The organism is Limnobacter thiooxidans (assembly GCF_036323495.1).
Classification (GTDB): domain Bacteria; phylum Pseudomonadota; class Gammaproteobacteria; order Burkholderiales; family Burkholderiaceae_B; genus Limnobacter; species Limnobacter thiooxidans.
Map to the genome: position 1 here is coordinate 1,434,887 of NZ_AP028947.1, position 15,950 is coordinate 1,450,836.

General features: G+C 52.9%; 15 protein-coding genes. 5 read left to right on the top strand and 10 right to left on the bottom strand.

Annotated elements, in window-relative coordinates; all coding sequences use genetic code 11:
• The first annotated feature begins 3 nt into the window (after positions 1-3).
• Positions 4-1,773 (top strand): long-chain-acyl-CoA synthetase, encoded by a 1,770-nt coding sequence (locus tag RGQ30_RS06540; RefSeq protein WP_130556682.1) that lies wholly within the window; start codon positions 4-6, stop codon positions 1,771-1,773.
• On the opposite strand, the gene RGQ30_RS06545 is transcribed toward RGQ30_RS06540, so the two are convergent.
• Positions 1,761-2,636: an alpha/beta fold hydrolase gene (locus RGQ30_RS06545; protein ID WP_130556681.1), complete on the bottom strand. Its 876-nt coding sequence runs from the start codon at positions 2,634-2,636 to the stop codon at positions 1,761-1,763. The genes RGQ30_RS06540 and RGQ30_RS06545 overlap by 13 nt on opposite strands.
• A gap of 36 nt (positions 2,637-2,672) precedes the next feature.
• A complete protein-coding gene (locus RGQ30_RS06550; protein WP_130556680.1) occupies positions 2,673-3,137 on the bottom strand; it encodes a hypothetical protein in 465 nt (154 codons plus the stop codon).
• Between the two features lie 131 nt (positions 3,138-3,268).
• Here RGQ30_RS06550 and RGQ30_RS06555 point away from each other — a divergent pair, with 131 nt between their 5' ends.
• Positions 3,269-3,394: a hypothetical protein gene (locus RGQ30_RS06555; protein ID WP_298217410.1), complete on the top strand. Its 126-nt coding sequence runs from the start codon at positions 3,269-3,271 to the stop codon at positions 3,392-3,394.
• Positions 3,395-3,482: 88 nt separating this feature from the next.
• On the opposite strand, the gene RGQ30_RS06560 is transcribed toward RGQ30_RS06555, so the two are convergent.
• The 3 genes from RGQ30_RS06560 to RGQ30_RS06570 form a co-directional block, all read right to left on the bottom strand.
• On the bottom strand, positions 3,483-4,058 hold the full coding sequence (locus RGQ30_RS06560; RefSeq protein WP_298217408.1) for a hypothetical protein: 576 nt from the start codon (positions 4,056-4,058) through the stop codon (positions 3,483-3,485).
• Positions 4,059-4,197: 139 nt separating this feature from the next.
• A complete protein-coding gene (locus tag RGQ30_RS06565; RefSeq protein ID WP_130556679.1) occupies positions 4,198-6,387 on the bottom strand; it encodes a TRAP transporter permease in 2,190 nt (729 codons plus the stop codon).
• A gap of 103 nt (positions 6,388-6,490) precedes the next feature.
• Positions 6,491-7,474 (bottom strand): TAXI family TRAP transporter solute-binding subunit, encoded by a 984-nt coding sequence (locus RGQ30_RS06570; RefSeq protein ID WP_130556678.1) that lies wholly within the window; start codon positions 7,472-7,474, stop codon positions 6,491-6,493.
• Positions 7,475-7,738: 264 nt separating this feature from the next.
• On the opposite strand from RGQ30_RS06570, the gene RGQ30_RS06575 reads away from it, so the two are divergent.
• Together RGQ30_RS06575 and RGQ30_RS06580 are read left to right on the top strand one after the other, a co-directional pair.
• A complete protein-coding gene (locus RGQ30_RS06575) occupies positions 7,739-9,340 on the top strand; it encodes a peptide chain release factor 3 (RefSeq protein ID WP_130556677.1) in 1,602 nt (533 codons plus the stop codon).
• A gap of 61 nt (positions 9,341-9,401) precedes the next feature.
• Positions 9,402-9,746: an ArsR/SmtB family transcription factor gene (locus RGQ30_RS06580; protein ID WP_130556676.1), complete on the top strand. Its 345-nt coding sequence runs from the start codon at positions 9,402-9,404 to the stop codon at positions 9,744-9,746.
• Positions 9,747-9,815: 69 nt separating this feature from the next.
• On the opposite strand, the gene RGQ30_RS06585 is transcribed toward RGQ30_RS06580, so the two are convergent.
• The 4 genes from RGQ30_RS06585 to RGQ30_RS06600 all read right to left on the bottom strand — a co-directional run bounded on the left by RGQ30_RS06585 (position 9,816) and on the right by RGQ30_RS06600 (position 12,683).
• Positions 9,816-10,070, bottom strand: coding sequence for an acyl-CoA-binding protein (locus RGQ30_RS06585; protein WP_130556675.1), 255 nt, complete (start codon positions 10,068-10,070; stop codon positions 9,816-9,818).
• An 18-nt stretch (positions 10,071-10,088) separates the two neighbouring features.
• The gene (locus RGQ30_RS06590) at positions 10,089-10,757 is read right to left on the bottom strand and encodes a TetR/AcrR family transcriptional regulator (RefSeq protein ID WP_130556674.1); all 669 of its coding nucleotides are present in this window, start codon (positions 10,755-10,757) and stop codon (positions 10,089-10,091) included.
• A 152-nt stretch (positions 10,758-10,909) separates the two neighbouring features.
• A complete protein-coding gene (locus RGQ30_RS06595; RefSeq protein ID WP_130556673.1) occupies positions 10,910-12,163 on the bottom strand; it encodes a patatin-like phospholipase family protein in 1,254 nt (417 codons plus the stop codon).
• A 73-nt stretch (positions 12,164-12,236) separates the two neighbouring features.
• Positions 12,237-12,683: a phasin family protein gene (locus tag RGQ30_RS06600; RefSeq protein ID WP_130556672.1), complete on the bottom strand. Its 447-nt coding sequence runs from the start codon at positions 12,681-12,683 to the stop codon at positions 12,237-12,239.
• Positions 12,684-12,929: 246 nt separating this feature from the next.
• On the opposite strand from RGQ30_RS06600, the gene RGQ30_RS06605 reads away from it, so the two are divergent.
• Entirely contained in the window at positions 12,930-14,915 is a 1,986-nt protein-coding gene (locus tag RGQ30_RS06605; RefSeq protein ID WP_130556671.1) for an SDR family oxidoreductase, read from the top strand.
• A 23-nt stretch (positions 14,916-14,938) separates the two neighbouring features.
• Here the strand turns inward: RGQ30_RS06605 and RGQ30_RS06610 are convergent, their stop codons facing one another.
• Positions 14,939-15,949 carry an alpha/beta fold hydrolase gene (locus RGQ30_RS06610; RefSeq protein WP_130556670.1) on the bottom strand — a complete coding sequence of 337 codons (1,011 nt, stop codon included), beginning with the start codon at positions 15,947-15,949 and terminating at the stop codon, positions 14,939-14,941.
• Between the last annotated feature and the right edge of the window lies 1 nt (position 15,950).

The following is a 15,950-nucleotide window of genomic DNA, read 5'->3' on the forward strand; positions in this document are numbered from 1 at the left end:
AAAATGACAGCGCGTGACAAAACTGTATCTGCTTTCGAGATTGCAAAGGGCGCCTTGGCGTTTTTGCCTGACATGCCCAAGGTTCTGCCTTCCCTGGCCAACCTTGCATTGCTTCGCCCACAGTCGCGCAGATCACTGGGTTTGCTGTTTCAGGAAACTGCGCAAAAACATGCCAAGCGGGTGTTTCTGCGAAGCGGTGACCAAAGCTGGACATATGCACAGGCCAATGCGATCTGCAATCAAATGGCCCGTGGCTTGATGTCCATGGGTATCAGCCAAGGCGACACGGTGGGTTTGTTGTCGGCCAACCGGCCTGAAACACTTCTGGCTGTGATTGCCTGCGCGAAGCTGGGTGCAGTGGCCGCTTTGTTGAACATCAATCAACAGGGGGCAGTGCAGATTCATAGTTTGAACCTGGTCAAGCCAAGGCTCCTCCTGGCTTGTGACAAGGGACTTGAAATCATTCAATCGCTTGATTCCGGTCAACATGATGCGCTTAAAGATGTCGATGTGCTGTCGCTTCAAGCAGACAGTTCCAGCCTTCGTATCAGCGACTTTCGCAGTGCCTGGTGCACGCAACCATCGCACAATCTAGCCCACACGGCGCAGATCGTAGCCAGTTCACCCTGTTTTTATATTTTCACCTCGGGTACAACTGGTTTGCCAAAAGCTTCGGTCATGAGCCATTACCGTTGGCTGCAGGCGGCCTCGGGGATGAACAGCGCGGTTCGACTGAATTCGAAGGATGTGTTCTATTGTTGCTTGCCGCTGTATCACAACAATACATTGACCGTGTCGCTGGGAATAGTATTGGCTGCAGGGGCTTGTTTTGCATTGGATGAAAAATTCAGCGCCAGCAAATTCTGGCAACGCATTTCGCACTATCAGGCGACTGCATTTTGCTACATCGGTGAGTTGCTGCGATATCTGTTGAATCAGCCCGGGCACATGGAAGACCAGAACCACGAGGTTCGCTTGATTTTGGGCAACGGATTGCGCCCCGAGATCTGGAGTGATTTTGAAAACCGGTTTGGCATTCATCACATTTTCGAGTTTTATGGCGCCAGTGAATCCAATCTGGGTTTCATGAATGCATTTGGTTTGAGGGAAACCGTAGGCTTTTGCCCCATGCCATTTGAAGTGGTGGCCTGTGATCCAGACACAGAGCAGGTGATACGTAACCCGCGCGGCTTTTGTACTTCAGTTGAACGGGGGCAAGTGGGCTTGTTGATCAGTGAAGTAACCGACTTGCGTCCATTTGATGGTTACACCGACCCGAAGGCCAATGAGGGAAAGCTGTTGCGTAATGTGTTTGAGAAGGGTGATTGCTGGTTTAACTCCGGTGACCTGGTTCGCAGGCAAGGCTGGCAGCATATTCAGTTCGTGGACCGGTTGGGCGACACATTTCGCTGGAAAGGTGAAAACGTCGCCACGTCTGAGGTGGAAGGGGTATTGGCCAAGCTGCCGTTTCTGGAGCATGCCGTGGTGTATGGCGTGAAACTGGAGGGTTTCGATGGGCGTGCCGGTATGGCTGCGGTGTCTGTTAAGCCAGGTTTTACACTGGACCTGGCCGAAATGGCGCGGCACCTCGTGTCAAATCTGCCGACTTATGCGGTGCCACAGTTTGTGCGTCAGTTAAAAGGAGTTGAAACCACGGGGACGTTCAAGTACCAGAAGGTTCAGTTAAAAAAGGAGGGGATTGATCAAGCCCTGTTCGATGAGACGGTTTATCGATTTAACGCGGTCACTCAAACATACGATCAATTGGCCTGAACCTGTTGGGCACCTGGCTGCACGGGTTCGCCTTTAACCAGCCGGGTGATCAATCCCAGTGACTCCCGGTCGTAAAGCATTCCGCTGTGAGACACCTTTTTGTCCGGAAACAGATCCTGAATGTAAATGTTCTGAACCCCAGGTTCCCGAACAAACTGGTTTTCGATCGGTAACACCACCAGGTCGTTCTTGGTGACCACGATGCTGTATTGCACGCCAGGCACGGTGATTGGGCCTTCCTGCAAACGCTGCATCAAAGCGGATTTCGGATGTTGGTCGGCGCAGGCCAGGCAGTATTCAACCAGTTTGCGATCGGGTGTTTTTGCGATGGAGGTGCCATTCACGCTGGGTGCCAAGGCCACAAACCGGTCAACATGCTTCGCGCCTGCAAGCATTTTCAGGTAATAAAAACCAATTAACCCGCCTTGCGAATGGCCAACCAAGGTTACTTTGTCGCGCCCGGTTGCTGTTTTCACTGAAATCACGAAATCGGCGATGCGTTGGGCAGATTCATCCACCGGACCAACGCCCTTGAACCAGTCTCCAGCCTTGGCTTCGCCGAAGTCCATGGCGTACACGCACAGCGATTCATTGGCCAGTGATGGCCCCAGTGCGCCATAGGAATACATGGTCGTTGAAAACGTACCATGTATCAGCACCACCGGGTTTTGATCGGGTGCAGGCTTGCATGCCCAATTGTTGACACCATCGGGCATGGCCTGGCCTCCCACTACCTGGCTGATGAAAGAACTTGTCCAGTTGCTCTTGGCGGTGTACTGGCCTGGTGGCTGGCTGGTGCTGCATGCGCCCAGGCCAAAGGGGGCAAGTACACAGGCAAGAAGCACGGCTTTGAATGTCGTCATGGGGTGATCCAAGCTGGAATGTTCAATCGTCTCGGTCTATGACCAGAATTGAAGCAAAGGATTCCGCATTGCGCCAGCAAACAAATAGAGGGTTCCTCCAATTTCACAGAGAATCAAGGCCACCATGAAGACCATCAAGCCGGCACGTGGCATGGGGTGGCGCCCCATGCGGTGAGGTTGGCGCAACTGGTTGTCAGGCCCGTTCAATGCAGCCTGTAGAAGGTAACCCAGTACAGCCAAGGCAAAAAAGGTGATGACCAGCACCACAGCCACGAAGTTGGACGAAGCGCTGTACATGCTGAAATGGGCCAGGGCCGCCAGCACGAGACAAGCAAAGCCGTACATCAAGCTTGCGCGGTGCGCGATGTCCACATAAGGGTGAGCCACGCCTTGCGGACTTTTCCACATTTGAATAAATTTCCAGAGCCCGCTGAACAGACCTGTCAAAAGAAATGCACCTGCTGCAACAACTGCAAAGGCGAATGCCGGGTTTTGGGGCATGGCGATACCTGCTAAAGGATTGACGAGTCTAGTCGAAAAAGGTGGCCCCTGTTGTGGGAAAGACAAGCGATGTTTTCTGGCTTTAAATGTTCAAACCAACATCGCATTCTTGACGCACAGGAGTACTCGACATGGACGATTTTACAAACAAAGTGACCGACATGCACACGCTGGGTGAACTGGAGTCACGCCGCGAATGGATGGTAGGTGTTTTGGGTGGAAGTTTTTGTTATGGATTGATTTTGTGGCTGTGTTGAATGACGACCGTCAATGAAAAAACCCCCTGAAACAATCATCGAGGGGGTTTTTCTAGTCAAAGCCCAGCGCAAGCTAGGCCATGCCGTTTCAAACAGATGCCTTGGGGGCAGCAGCTGCACGCTTTGCGCGTGGAGCAGCAGCTTTCTTGGCGGCAGGCTTCTTGGCTGCTTTCTTGGCAGCGGCTTCGCCTTTAACACCAATCTTCTCGAACAGTTGGGCAGCGATTTGCTCAGCTTGTTCAATAGCAGGCTTAAGGGTTTCGTTTTTCTTGGCTTGTTCCAGCGCGCTAACACCCATGGTGATCGCGTTTTCTGTCAAAGACTCGGCTTGTGACAGGGCCAAGGCTGCATAAGAAAAACCTTTGTCGATTACAACAGGCAATTGCTGTTCAAACAGCTCAACACCCTTTTGTGTATAAACCTGGCTGACACCCACTACTTTTTCCAAGCCTTGCTTGATCTCGGTGCGCGCGTTAACTACAACTGGCTTGTCGGCCAATGGCAGCTTTTCAGCGGCTGTGAATGCATTGCCCAAACCTTGTGACAACAAACCAAACTGGGCTTGTACCAGGCTATTCAAGGCCTTGGCAGCAACCTGGTGCTGGTTCTTCAGTTCAGTGTTGGTCTTTGTCAGCAGCTCAGCAGTTTTCTCGAATGCGTACATGTGGAATCTCCTTGGGGTAGCGGGTGGTTCAAATTTCGTGACACTTCGCACTATAGGGAAATCGATTCCGCAATGAAAGGGTTTGAACCTGAGGCTCTACACTAAAAGCAGTCGTGTAAGCCCCAGGTTGTGTGGCTTTTTAATCCATTCCCCGCGTAGAAACCATGGGGTTAGGTGCAGCTTTTCCTTTAAAAAACTTATTAAGAATGATTGCAACAATTGCCAGTAGGGCACCCCCAATGTCGGTGTACAAACCGCCCTCAATCATGCACAGTGCGGCGATCAGCAAGATACCCCGCACTATCCAGTTGGCATGTGCACCCCAGAACCAGCCCTGAATGGCAGCCGCCAAAAAGAACACGCCAATACATGCGGTCACGAATGCGCGCAGGATGACAAACCATTCACCTTCCATAAGCAACGCAGCGTTGTAAAAAAACATGAATGGCACAATAAATGCCGTCAGGCCGATTTTGAAAGACGTAAAAGAGGTCGCCATCGGGTTGGCTCCGGAAATGCCGGCGGCGGCGTACGAGGCCAGTGCAACTGGAGGAGTAATTGCTGAAATGACTGCAAAGTAAAAAACAAAGAAGTGTGCCACCAGCGGTTGAATGCCAAGCTCGATCAGCCCCGGTGCAACCACCGACGCAGCAACGGCATACGCTGCAGTGGTCGGCATACCCATGCCAAGCAGGATTGCAATGCACATGGCAAAGAACAGAGCGATCAACTGCGAGTTTTCTGCGATATCCAGCAAGATGGAGGAGAAGCGGGCACCCACGCCTGTCAGCGCAATAACCCCAACGATGATACCTGCACAGGCACACACGGTGATAATCTGGATGGACATGACGCCCGCCATGTCAAAAGCCTTGAATATGCTTTTTGGACCCATCTTGACGGGTGTGAGCCAGCTAACTACTGCTGCGGCAGTAGTCGCCAGTGTACCGGCACGAATGACGGAATACCCCATGAACAAGGCGACAATCAGAATGATGATCGGGATGAAAAGGTAAATCTGTTTCACCATTTTCGAGAACTGTGGCAATTCATCGGAACGCATGCCTCGCATGCCGAGCTTGGCGGCTTCGAAATCCACCATCAGGTAAGTGGACAGGAAATACAGCACGGCAGGAATAATTGCGGCAATCGCAATGTCCGAATACGGAATGCCGGTAATTTCGGCCATGATGAAGGCACCCGCGCCCATGATGGGCGGCATGATCTGTCCACCCGTGGAGGCTGCGGCTTCAATAGCACCTGCTGTTTTGCCGTTGTAACCGACTTTTTTCATTAGTGGTATGGTCAGGGAACCTGTGGCGACCACATTGCCAGCACTGGTCCCGTTGATCATGCCCATCAAGCCGGAAGCAAACACGGCTACTTTGGCGGGACCACCGCGTGCGCGGCCCGCCGCTGCAAACGCAAAGTTCACAAAATAATCGCCGACCTTCGAGGCCTGCAGGAAGGCTGCGAACACGATGAACAGAATAATGTAGGTGGATGACACCGCCGTGGTGGCACCCAGAACGCCCGCATCAGTGTAGATGTACGAGAAGAAACGGCTGAAGTCGAAACCATCGTGGGTCAGGAAGCCAGGTAAGTACGGGCCAACGAACGAGTACAGAACAAAGATGGCTGAAATTACGACCAAGGCGCCGCCCGCTACACGCCGTGTCAGTTCCAGAATCAAAATCAGGCCAGTCATGGCAGCCCAAGCGTTGCCAGGGGACGCGAACGGCGTGCCGGCGCGCATACGCAAGGCTGAGCCATCCAAGTGAACCATCAAATAGGCAGTGCTGGTGATGACAGCAAGCACCAGTGTGGCGTCAAGCCAGTTGAATTTGTTGCCTTCAGGCCGCAAGAGCCAGGTACAAAGCACCGCGCCCACGGTAGTCACCGCCAACGGAATGCCAAATTGCCAGGTTTCCATGTCGGGTTCAATCATTTCTCCAGCGGCAATCAATTGGCTCATTTGGAACACAATGACAAGAGAATATAGGGCTGGCAAAGCCAACAACGCCGCCAGAACCTTGATCAGCTTGGGGTTGCCGCGCGAAGGCGCATCCACAGTGGCTGCTGAATAGGCCAAAAAGCCGATGCACAAGGCGCCTGCCACGTGAAGAATTCGAAAAGCCCAGGTTTCAACGGGTGAAACATTCAATGTGAACACATGCCAGAAGGCATAGGCGGCCGATAGCACCGAGACAAACAAGGCTGCCCGCTGTGCGAATGTGCGCTGGTTATTGGCTGGGGGTTCGTCGTCTACGCCTTGAGCAATAAGACGATCTTCTTCGACGGCATTGGGGGCACGGGTTGAAGTGGACATGGTGGGAACCGATTCAAAAAGTAATGGGATAAGGACGACGCCAGCCACAGCGAACCATGTTGTTGGCTCGCCGTGATGCGTCGATCAGATAAAAAGCTTGCGCTTATTTCTTCAGCTGGAGATTGGCGGGAATCTTGAAGCCTTTTTCTTCGTAGTACTTCACAGCACCCGGATGAAATGGAATGAAGGTGTTTTTGTCCCAGTTTTCTGCCAGTGTGGTGCGCGCGCCTTTGTGGATGGTTTGCATTTTCGGATTGTTGTCCAGAACTGCCTTCGTGGCTTCGTAAACAAAACTTTCTGGCAGGTCGCAATTGGCAATGGCGTAATTCCACATGGACACGGCCCTTGCATCCTTGTTCAGGGTTTTGTAGGTATTGGCCTTGATGGGGAATGCAGAAACAGGGTAGGCGTCCATGATCTTTTTCTGTTCTTCTTCGGTGAATTCCAGAATATTGATCTTGGTTTGCACTTCAAGCTGGGTCACGGCTGGAATGGGTACGCCCGCGGCAAAGGCCACCACGTCAATCAAGCCATCTTGAAGTTGGCCGCCCAGGTCGCCCCAGCCGCCATTGCGGCGTTGAAATTTCACACCGAGTGTTTCAAGCATTTTTGGGAAATAAGTATCAGAAGTAGATCCCGCGGGGCCAAAGCCGATCTTCGCACCGGCCGGGATGTCCTTGATGGACTTGATGCCGCTTGAGGACAGCACCGTGACTGAAAACGGAGTTTCGTACATAGGGAACATGGCGCAAACCTTGTTCATTTTCAATCCGGGTGCCAAGGGGCTTTTGCCGTCCAATGCTTCCCGGGCTGGGCCCATGGTGGTCATTCCAAAGGCCAGTTTGCCGGTGTGCACCAAGGCCAGGTTCTGGGTGGGACCACCGGTGACTTCAGCGCCGCCCGTGATGCCAACCGTTTCTGCAACCAGGTTGGCCCAACCTGCACCATAGGCGTAATAGGTGCCACCTTGAGAGGCAGTGCCAACAGTGAAGCTTTTCGGCCATTTGGATTTGTCGGCATAGGCCGTTCCCATGGCCAGTGCGGCCATGCTGATTGCAAGGGCAGATTTCGCCAGGATTGATTTCATGTTTATCCCCTATGTTGTAGAGAAGCCAAACCCGACTGGAGTTGGGTTTGAATTCATGGATCGACTTATTATTCGTTTTATGAATTAATTTGATATTTGAAAACACCGGTGTAATTTGTTCGTTAATGATTTATATGGCAATACGGGATGTCCGCATGCGGGTTTGTCACATGGTAATGATTCATTAATCGATATGAAAATCAAAGAACGTGAATTTAAGGCGCTGGCCGTGTAAAATCACCGCTTTTGCGCCAAAGGGCTGCTGTGTCCATTGAATCCGAAGTAAAGCGTCGCCGGACGTTTGCAATTATTTCCCACCCGGATGCGGGTAAAACCACGCTGACCGAGAAGTTGCTGCTGTTCGCGGGTGCGATCCAGATTGCGGGCAGCGTCAAGGCCCGCAAAGCCAGCCGCCATGCCACCTCCGACTGGATGGAGATTGAGAAGCAACGGGGCATTTCCGTGGCCAGTTCCGTGATGCAGATGGAATACCGCGACCAGGTCATCAACCTGCTTGACACACCGGGGCACCAGGACTTTTCGGAAGACACGTATCGGGTTCTCACCGCGGTGGACGCCGCCTTGATGGTGATTGATGCTGCCAACGGTGTTGAACCTCAAACACTGCGTTTGATTGCAGTTTGCCGTGCACGAAATACCCCCATCATTACCTTTGTCAACAAGATGGACCGCGAGGTACGCGATCCACTTGAGTTGATGGATGAAATTGAAAGTACTTTGGGTATCCCTTGTGTGCCATTTGCTTGGCCTGTGGGGCAGGGCAAGCTTTTTCACGGAATTTTTGACATTCGCAAGAACCACATGCGGGTGTTCACGCCGGGTGCCGACCGCCGCCGCGAAGACGACGAAGTCATTTCCGGCGACAACCGCGATTTGCTGAGAAGCCGCTTTGGCGCAGAATTCCAGCAGGCCGAGCAGGAAATTGACCTGGTGACCACTGCAGCTCCCAGTTTTGACGCGGACGAGTTCTTGGCGGGCAAACAAACCCCCATGTTTTTTGGCTCGGCGGTGAACAACTTTGGTGTGCAGGAAGTGCTGGACGCCCTGGTGGATGTTGCACCACACCCAGGCCCGCGCAAAGCCATTGAACGTGAAGTGAAACCAACCGAAGGCAAGTTCAGCGGTGTGGTCTTCAAGATTCAGGCCAATATGGACCCTTCGCACCGTGACCGCATTGCCTTTGTACGGGTACTTTCAGGTCGGTTCGAGCATGGCATGAAGTTCAAGGTGCTGCGTACAGGTAAGGATTTTCGCCCCACCAGTGTCGTGACATTCCTGTCGCAGCGCCGGGACCGGGTAGATGAAGCCTATGCAGGTGACATCATTGGCTTGACCACCCATGGTGGTTTGCAGCTTGGTGATTCTTTGAGTGAAGGTGAAAGCCTGCAATTCACAGGACTGCCTTTCTTTGCCCCGGAGTTGTTTGCAGCGGTTGAACTAAAAGACCCGATGCGCAGCAAGCAGCTACAAAAAGGCTTGATGGAGTTGGGTCAGGAAGGCGCCATTCAGGTATTCAAACCCTTGCTGGGTTCAGAAATGTTGCTGGGCGCGATTGGCCAATTGCAGTTTGAAGTGGTGCAGGCACGCTTGAAAGGGGAGTATGGCGTTGAGGTTCGCTTGATGCCCAGCCGCTACAGTTGCGCGCGCTGGGTGACCAGCAAGAATGCAAATGACCTGCGTCGCTTTATGGATGCCAATGTGGGTCGCATGGTGACCGATGCAGCTGAAACACATGCTTTTTTGGCCACGTCCCGGTTCGATCTGGATGTGATGCAAAAACGCTGGGAAACCATTGAATTCCACCCCATGCGGGAGCATGCAGGCTTGCTGCTGGCCAATCAATGACACTTCCCCCGATTGAAAACGGGGGTACAATGTCTGCAACACCAAAAACGATGGTCATGCTATGAGTGAACTGGATTCCCTGCTTGAACAAGTGTCTGGCTATTTTGCTGTGCTCTCTGAGCCCACACGCCTGAAAATCATTCATGCCCTTTGCAATGGTGAAAAGTCGGTCAATGACATTGTGGATGAAGTGGACTCCACGCAATCCAACATTTCCCGCCATTTGAATCTGATGTACCGGGCGGGTGTGCTACAACGCCGTAAAGAGGGAACGCTGGTGCTTTACCAGGTCAAAGAGCCCACCGTGGTGGAACTGTGCCGCACAGTGTGCGTGCATGTGGCGGCAAAACTGGATGTGGTGTCTGCAAGCCCGCGTGATTTCCCCGAGTTTTTCAAGCAGCCTTAACGACTGGCTGAAACGAACAGTCAAAAAAAGACCAGCTTCAAGCTGGTCTTTTTTTTGTAATCAACTTGATTATTTCAATGACTCAATCAGGTCGATGTAATTTTGCATCGCTTGTTCGTTGCTGGTGCCTTCCATGCCTTTCCAGGCATCAAACTTCGCGCGGCCTACCAAGTCGGTAAAACCGGGGCGCTTGCCTGTGTTGTCGCCATCTGTTGATTGCTTGTACAAAGCATAAATTTTCAACAGGGTTGAATTGTCGGGGCGGGCAGGCAGTGATTTGGATTCTGCCACTGCTTTCTCGAAACGGGCTTTCAAGTCGCTCATAAAATCTCCTAGGTCTTGTTATGTGTTTTCGTCAGTAATAAAGGATTGCGCCAGGCTTTCAAACAGTTCCTTGGCATTGCCCTGCAAATAGGGCGCCAAAAGGCACATCACCTGGTAAACGCCATTGGCCAGTGCGGCACTCATCGTGGCCTCGTCATTGAAGTGGCGTGGATCACGCACATATTCAAACGACAACCAGTAAGTTGCCACCACCACCATGTTTGTGGCCAGTGCGTTGATCTGGGTTTGGGAAGCCATCATGTCACCCGATTCAACCAGCCCCTCACACAGACGGCGTGCAACATCCACCTTGTGCTTGAGAATGCGCTTGAAGTGGATTTCCAGTGTGCGGTTGCGTGACAGCAGGTCGTTCAGGTCTCGGTACAAAAAGCGGTAGCGCCAAATCAGCTCAAAAGATACCTGCAGGTACAACCAGGCGTCCTCGATATTGGCTTGGCGGTTGCCGGGCACATCCAGCAAACCATCGATTTCTTTTTCGAAGCTTGCAAAGATGCTGTTGACAATGTCGTCTTTGTTGCGGAAGTGATAGTAAAGGTTGCCCGGGCTGATGTTCATTTCATCAGCGATCACGGTGGTTGTAATGTTTGGCTCGCCGAATTCGTTGAAAAGTCGAAGTGACAAATCAAGAATTCGTTCTCTTGTTCTTCTTGGAGGCTTGCGTTCCATATTCGGGTCGTCTCCTGTCTGGCCAAAGTTTCGGATGAATCAAAAACTTTTTTCAGCAAGTCATTATTGGTTTTATTAATCGTGTAAGTCTACGTTGTTTTATAGCATTTTGTGGTGCTGATCCCTTGATAAATCAGCACCGATACAGCTGTTTATGCCGCATTCCGTGTTTTTGCGACACGAAGATAACGATCCAGCTCGTTCAGCGAGTCTTCGAGCTGGTCGAACTTGGAAACCATGGAACCTGCACGTGCCGGTTTTTTGCTGGTTTTGTGGGTCAGGTGAAGTGCCGGGTCTTTCAAGACATCCAGATTCAACTCCAGGCCGTGGCGCGAAAACTTCTCGGCCAAGTCGTAACGCCGGTTCCAGAGTTCCTCTCGGGTACGCTGGTACGCGTGTTCACACAGGCGGCGTCGGCTTGCATAACTGAATGGGTTGGTGAAAAAGAACTCGCCGTCGCCATGCTGGGGTTCGAACAGCACAATGTCTGCGTTGGGGTACTGGTGTCCGTAGCGTTCCATCCCGATGTCCATGCGCGAATGAATGATGGAGCGGAATGTTTGTGACAGCACCAGTGGCAACCCGCCTTCATACAGGCGCGAGCCCGGTTGAAACGCCTTTCCCTTTGTGCGGCGGCGGTGGTTCTTGGGGTTCAGCCGATCGTCGTAAGGCACCAGCGGGTTCAGGCAGATCAGTAGTTCCACGCCTTCTTTCAAGGCGGTAGAGGCATGCAATGTTTTTTTCAGTGCACCATCCACGTAATGCCGGTTTGCAATTCGCGTGGGTGGAAACAGGCCTGGCAGGGAAGCCGATGCTTGAACTGCCTTGGAAATTGGCATGTCATCAAAACCGGGCATGCCGAAAGGGATGGAATCGCCCGAATCCAGGTCGGTTGCAACCAGGATCAAGCGGTTGCGTAGGCTGCGAAAATCGTTGGTGCCGCCACCTTTGGCAATCAGGTCGGCCATCCATTCGTGCAGTTCATCGCCGTTGAACAAACCAGTGGGTATGGCTGCCCCCAAGCGTTCAATGCAGCTGACCCAAGTGACATCATCACGCAAAAAATAGTCGGAAACAGCCGTGCCCAGCAGACCCGGCACTTTGCGCATGCGCAACCAGTATTCTTTCCAGGCCGGGCGCAGCAGAATGGACGGGTCGAATGCCAGCTCTTCAGGCTCGCCTTCTATGAATAATTTGTAAATTTGCAGAGGTGTCAGGTCATGGGCCAAGCCAGTTGCCACAATGCCACCGGCTGATACGCCCACGTAGACTTGCATGTCGTTGAGGTCGAGGCCTTCAATGGCCTCGGATAGGGCAACCAAGGCCCCAATCTCGTAAATTGCACCCAGCGGGCCGCCGCCCGCCAGTGCCAGCCCGATTTTTGGGCTTGAGTTTTTATTGTTCATGCAGGTGTTGACTCCGAACCCTGGCTTTGAATTGCAAGACCGCCATTGGTCTTGCAGTCGTCAGCGTGCTGTGTTATTCAGCAGACTTCTTGGTGCGTGCGGCAGGGCGCTTGGCTGGGGCTGACTTGGGATCTGCTTTTTGGCCAGTCAATTCCTGGATGGTTGCTGACAACTGGTCGATGCGTTCCGTCAACTGTTGCACGTCTTTGTTGGTAGGTACACCCAAGCGGCTCAGCGCACGGGCCACACGTTCTTCAAACACCTGCTCAAGCTTGTCCCAATGTTGTGTGGCTTTGCTGGACATGGAGCCCGCAAGCTTGCTGACTTTGCCTGTCACTTCAACTACTTTCTGATCTGCAAATTTCACTGTTCGCTCCTGGATTTCCTGGCCTTCCTTGACCAAATTCTCAAGCACTCGGTTGCTTTCTTCCTGTGCCTTGTTGATGGCGTCTACGCCCGCGCTCCACAATTGCTGTGCGCTGTCGACTGCGTCCTTGATGGGTTTTTTCTTACCGGCCATGTTGTCTCTCCTTGTGATGGCAAAGCGGCCAGGTCAGACCACTGCCTTTTTCCTTATTGTAGTAGTTTATCGATCACGCACTAGAGAAGGCACACTAAACCCTACCACGTGTTTTCCCGTAAGCAGCCTGCTTACACATGTGCGACCTTAAGTGGTGGCTGTTTGCGAAATCAGGGCAGGCAGTTATAGTAACCATTCGCATTGCCCAAAACTTCTAAAAATAAACCCTGCGCGGAGAAGACATCTATGAATTATTTTGTAACCGGAGCCACGGGCTTCATTGGTAAACGATTGGTCAAGCGCCTGGTTGAACAAAAGCGCAAAGGGACCATTTACTTTCTGATACGAGAAAGCAGCTTGGACAAGGTTGCTGGTTTGCAAAAGTACTGGGGAGCCAAAAAAGGGCAGTGTGTGCCTGTGGTGGGGGACCTGACGAAACCAAAGCTGGGTTTGAAGGCCACCGAAATCAAGGAACTCAGCAAGAACATCGCTCACTTTTTTCACCTGGCGGCCATTTACGATTTGGCAGCCGATGCAGACAGCCAACACGAGACCAATATCAAAGGGACCGAGAATGCGGTGGACCTGGCCAATGCAGTTGGAGCGGGCTGTTTTCAGTTGACCTCGTCAATTGCAGCGGCGGGCTTGTATGAAGGCATTTTCCGTGAAGACATGTTCGAGGAAGCCGAGAACCTGGATCACCCATACTTTCGCACCAAGCACGATTCAGAGGCAATTGTTCGCAAGAAAGTCAAAGGTGCCTGGCGCGTATATCGCCCGGGCTTCGTGGTGGGCGATTCAAAAACCGGTGAAATGGACAAGATTGACGGGCCGTACTACCTGTTCAAGCTGATCCAGAAAATGCGCAAACTGCTGCCTTCATGGGTGCCTACGATTGGCATCGAAGGTGGTCGCATCAACATCGTACCCGTTGATTTCGTGGTGAACGCCATGGATTACATTGCCCACTTGCCCGATCAGGATGGCAAGGCTTTTCACCTGGTGGACCCAAACCCCGGTCGAATTGGTGATGTGCTGAATATTTTTGCGCGCGCGGCCCATGCGCCGAAAATGGAAATGCGCATCAACGCGGCCATGTTTGGTTTCGTGCCGGGTGCCGTGAAGAAAGGCTTGATGAGCTTGACCCCGGTGCGCCGTATTCGCAATGCTCTTTTGAAAGATCTGGCCTTGCCCGAAGAAGTGTTTGGCTACATCAATTGGCCAACACGCTACGACTGCCGGCAAACCTTGGCGGCACTGGATGGCAGCGGCATTGAATGCCCACGCCTTGAAGATTACGCCTGGGCCATTTGGGATTACTGGGAACGCCACCTGGACCCCGATTTGTTCATTGACCGCAGCCTGAATGGCCAGGTCAAGGACAAGGTGGTGCTGATCACCGGGGGTTCATCGGGCATTGGCTTGGCCGCAGCGCAGAAATTTGCGGCAGCAGGTGCCATCACCATTATTTGTGGTCGAGATGAGGAAAAGCTGGCTGAAGCCAAGGCCTTGATCAAGTCGGAAGGCAATACCCTGCATACCTATTCAGTGGACATTGCAGACATGCAGGACTGCGACCGCTTTGTTGCGCAACTTCTGAATGATTTTGGCCATGTGGATGTGCTGGTGAACAACGCGGGCCGCTCAATTCGCCGTGGCATTGAAAACAGCTTTGACCGTTTCCACGACCTGGAGCGCACCATGCAGTTGAATTACTTTGGGGCTTTGCGGGTTACGTACGGTTTGCTGCCCAAGATGATGGAACGGCGCAAAGGCCACGTGGTCAACATTTCCTCCATTGGTGTGCTGACCAACGCACCACGCTTTTCAGCTTATGTGGCGTCCAAGGGTGCGCTTGATTCCTGGACGCGTTGTGCCGCGTCTGAATTTGCGGATTTGAATATTACCTTTACCACCATCAATATGCCCTTGGTGCGCACCCCGATGATTGCGCCCACCAAGCTGTACAACAATGTGCCCACGCTTAGCCCTGAACAGGCTGCCGACCTGATTGCCCAAGCGGTGATTCACAAGCCAGTGCGTATTGCTACACGGTTGGGCGTGCTGGGGCAGGTGATGCATGCGCTGATACCCAAACCCGCGCAAATTCTGATGAACACCTCGTTCAGGATGTTCCCCGATTCCGAATCGGCAGCCAAGGGCAAAAAGGGAGGCGGGCCGTCGGCAGAACAGGTGGCTTTCTCAACCCTGATGCAAGGTATTCACTTCTAAGGGTTGGTGCGGCAGGAAATCGCTCAGGCGCGGTTTTCTGCCAAAGGGTAGGCCTGTGCATCTTCTGCAAGCCAGTTGAGAATCAGGTCTTCCGTGGTGGAGTCGTTCAACAAGGCCACGTGCCCGCAACCGGGCACGGCGGTGTTTTTTCCAAATTCCAGTTTGCTGGACACGGGTGGGCACACGATGTTGTCTTGCGGGCTCCACAGCGACCATATTTTGGTTTGAAATTCCCGGTCAGTGGGGTGTTCACGCAGTGTTTTCAGAAAGTAGCTTCCCCATGCCATCTGCTTCACGTTCTTCCCAATCCCCAAGGTAGACAATGCAGTGCCGTAATGCGGGCTGCCCACGGTAATCATTCCTGCAATGCGGTGGTGGCCATACTCGGTTGCGTGGTAACGCACCGCCACGCCACCCATGCTGTGTGCGATGATTTTGACCTGGGGTGCACCTGTGGCCACCAGCAATTCGTCGATTGCCTCGTGAATGGCCTCGGAATAACTGCGAATCGAGCCGATGGCCGGTTCCAGTGTAATGGCGTGGGTACTCACGTCCGCCCGTTCCAGCAGCGCACGGGTGCCCGCCCAAACAGCCGAATTGCACAGGTAGCCGTGCACCAGCAGCACGGGCAGGGGTTTTTTCTTGCGCCAGGTTTTGCCCGCCAGTGCGATGCCATCCGGGTTGGGTGCCCACGGTTGCAGCAGTGTCACCAGTTTCAATGATGCCAGGCTTTCAACGGTGACAGCCTTGATCCACCGCGGGACGTTCAGGCGATGAAAGCCCTCCCCTTCGGTGCTGTGAAATGGCATGCCCTTGTCGCGAATCTGAGGGATTTGACGAACACTGTACGACAAGGCAAAACCGGAAATATTGAAACCCACGTGAGCCAGAAAAAGCGAGCCTATGACAAGGGCGAGGGCGCCAATCGCAGCGTCATCCATGGCCATGCCAAACCAGTTTTTCAACACCCAGTACAGACCAAGCAGGGCGGTCAGGTAGCCGATCCAGTAAAGCCTGTTCAGGTGCCGGATCATG

What these genes read in the sequence shown, in the direction of transcription:
- RGQ30_RS06540 (WP_130556682.1), top strand. Translation starts at nt 4, where the DNA reads ATGACAGCGCGTGACAAAACTGTATCTGCTTTCGAGATTGCAAAGGGC.
- RGQ30_RS06545 (WP_130556681.1), bottom strand. Translation starts at nt 2,636, where the DNA reads ATGACGACATTCAAAGCCGTGCTTCTTGCCTGTGTACTTGCCCCCTTT.
- RGQ30_RS06550 (WP_130556680.1), bottom strand. Translation starts at nt 3,137, where the DNA reads ATGCCCCAAAACCCGGCATTCGCCTTTGCAGTTGTTGCAGCAGGTGCA.
- RGQ30_RS06555 (WP_298217410.1), top strand. Translation starts at nt 3,269, where the DNA reads ATGGACGATTTTACAAACAAAGTGACCGACATGCACACGCTGGGTGAA.
- RGQ30_RS06560 (WP_298217408.1), bottom strand. Translation starts at nt 4,058, where the DNA reads ATGTACGCATTCGAGAAAACTGCTGAGCTGCTGACAAAGACCAACACT.
- RGQ30_RS06565 (WP_130556679.1), bottom strand. Translation starts at nt 6,387, where the DNA reads ATGTCCACTTCAACCCGTGCCCCCAATGCCGTCGAAGAAGATCGTCTT.
- RGQ30_RS06570 (WP_130556678.1), bottom strand. Translation starts at nt 7,474, where the DNA reads ATGAAATCAATCCTGGCGAAATCTGCCCTTGCAATCAGCATGGCCGCA.
- RGQ30_RS06580 (WP_130556676.1), top strand. Translation starts at nt 9,402, where the DNA reads ATGAGTGAACTGGATTCCCTGCTTGAACAAGTGTCTGGCTATTTTGCT.
- RGQ30_RS06585 (WP_130556675.1), bottom strand. Translation starts at nt 10,070, where the DNA reads ATGAGCGACTTGAAAGCCCGTTTCGAGAAAGCAGTGGCAGAATCCAAA.
- RGQ30_RS06590 (WP_130556674.1), bottom strand. Translation starts at nt 10,757, where the DNA reads ATGGAACGCAAGCCTCCAAGAAGAACAAGAGAACGAATTCTTGATTTG.
- RGQ30_RS06595 (WP_130556673.1), bottom strand. Translation starts at nt 12,163, where the DNA reads ATGAACAATAAAAACTCAAGCCCAAAAATCGGGCTGGCACTGGCGGGC.
- RGQ30_RS06600 (WP_130556672.1), bottom strand. Translation starts at nt 12,683, where the DNA reads ATGGCCGGTAAGAAAAAACCCATCAAGGACGCAGTCGACAGCGCACAG.
- RGQ30_RS06605 (WP_130556671.1), top strand. Translation starts at nt 12,930, where the DNA reads ATGAATTATTTTGTAACCGGAGCCACGGGCTTCATTGGTAAACGATTG.
- RGQ30_RS06610 (WP_130556670.1), bottom strand. Translation starts at nt 15,949, where the DNA reads ATGATCCGGCACCTGAACAGGCTTTACTGGATCGGCTACCTGACCGCC.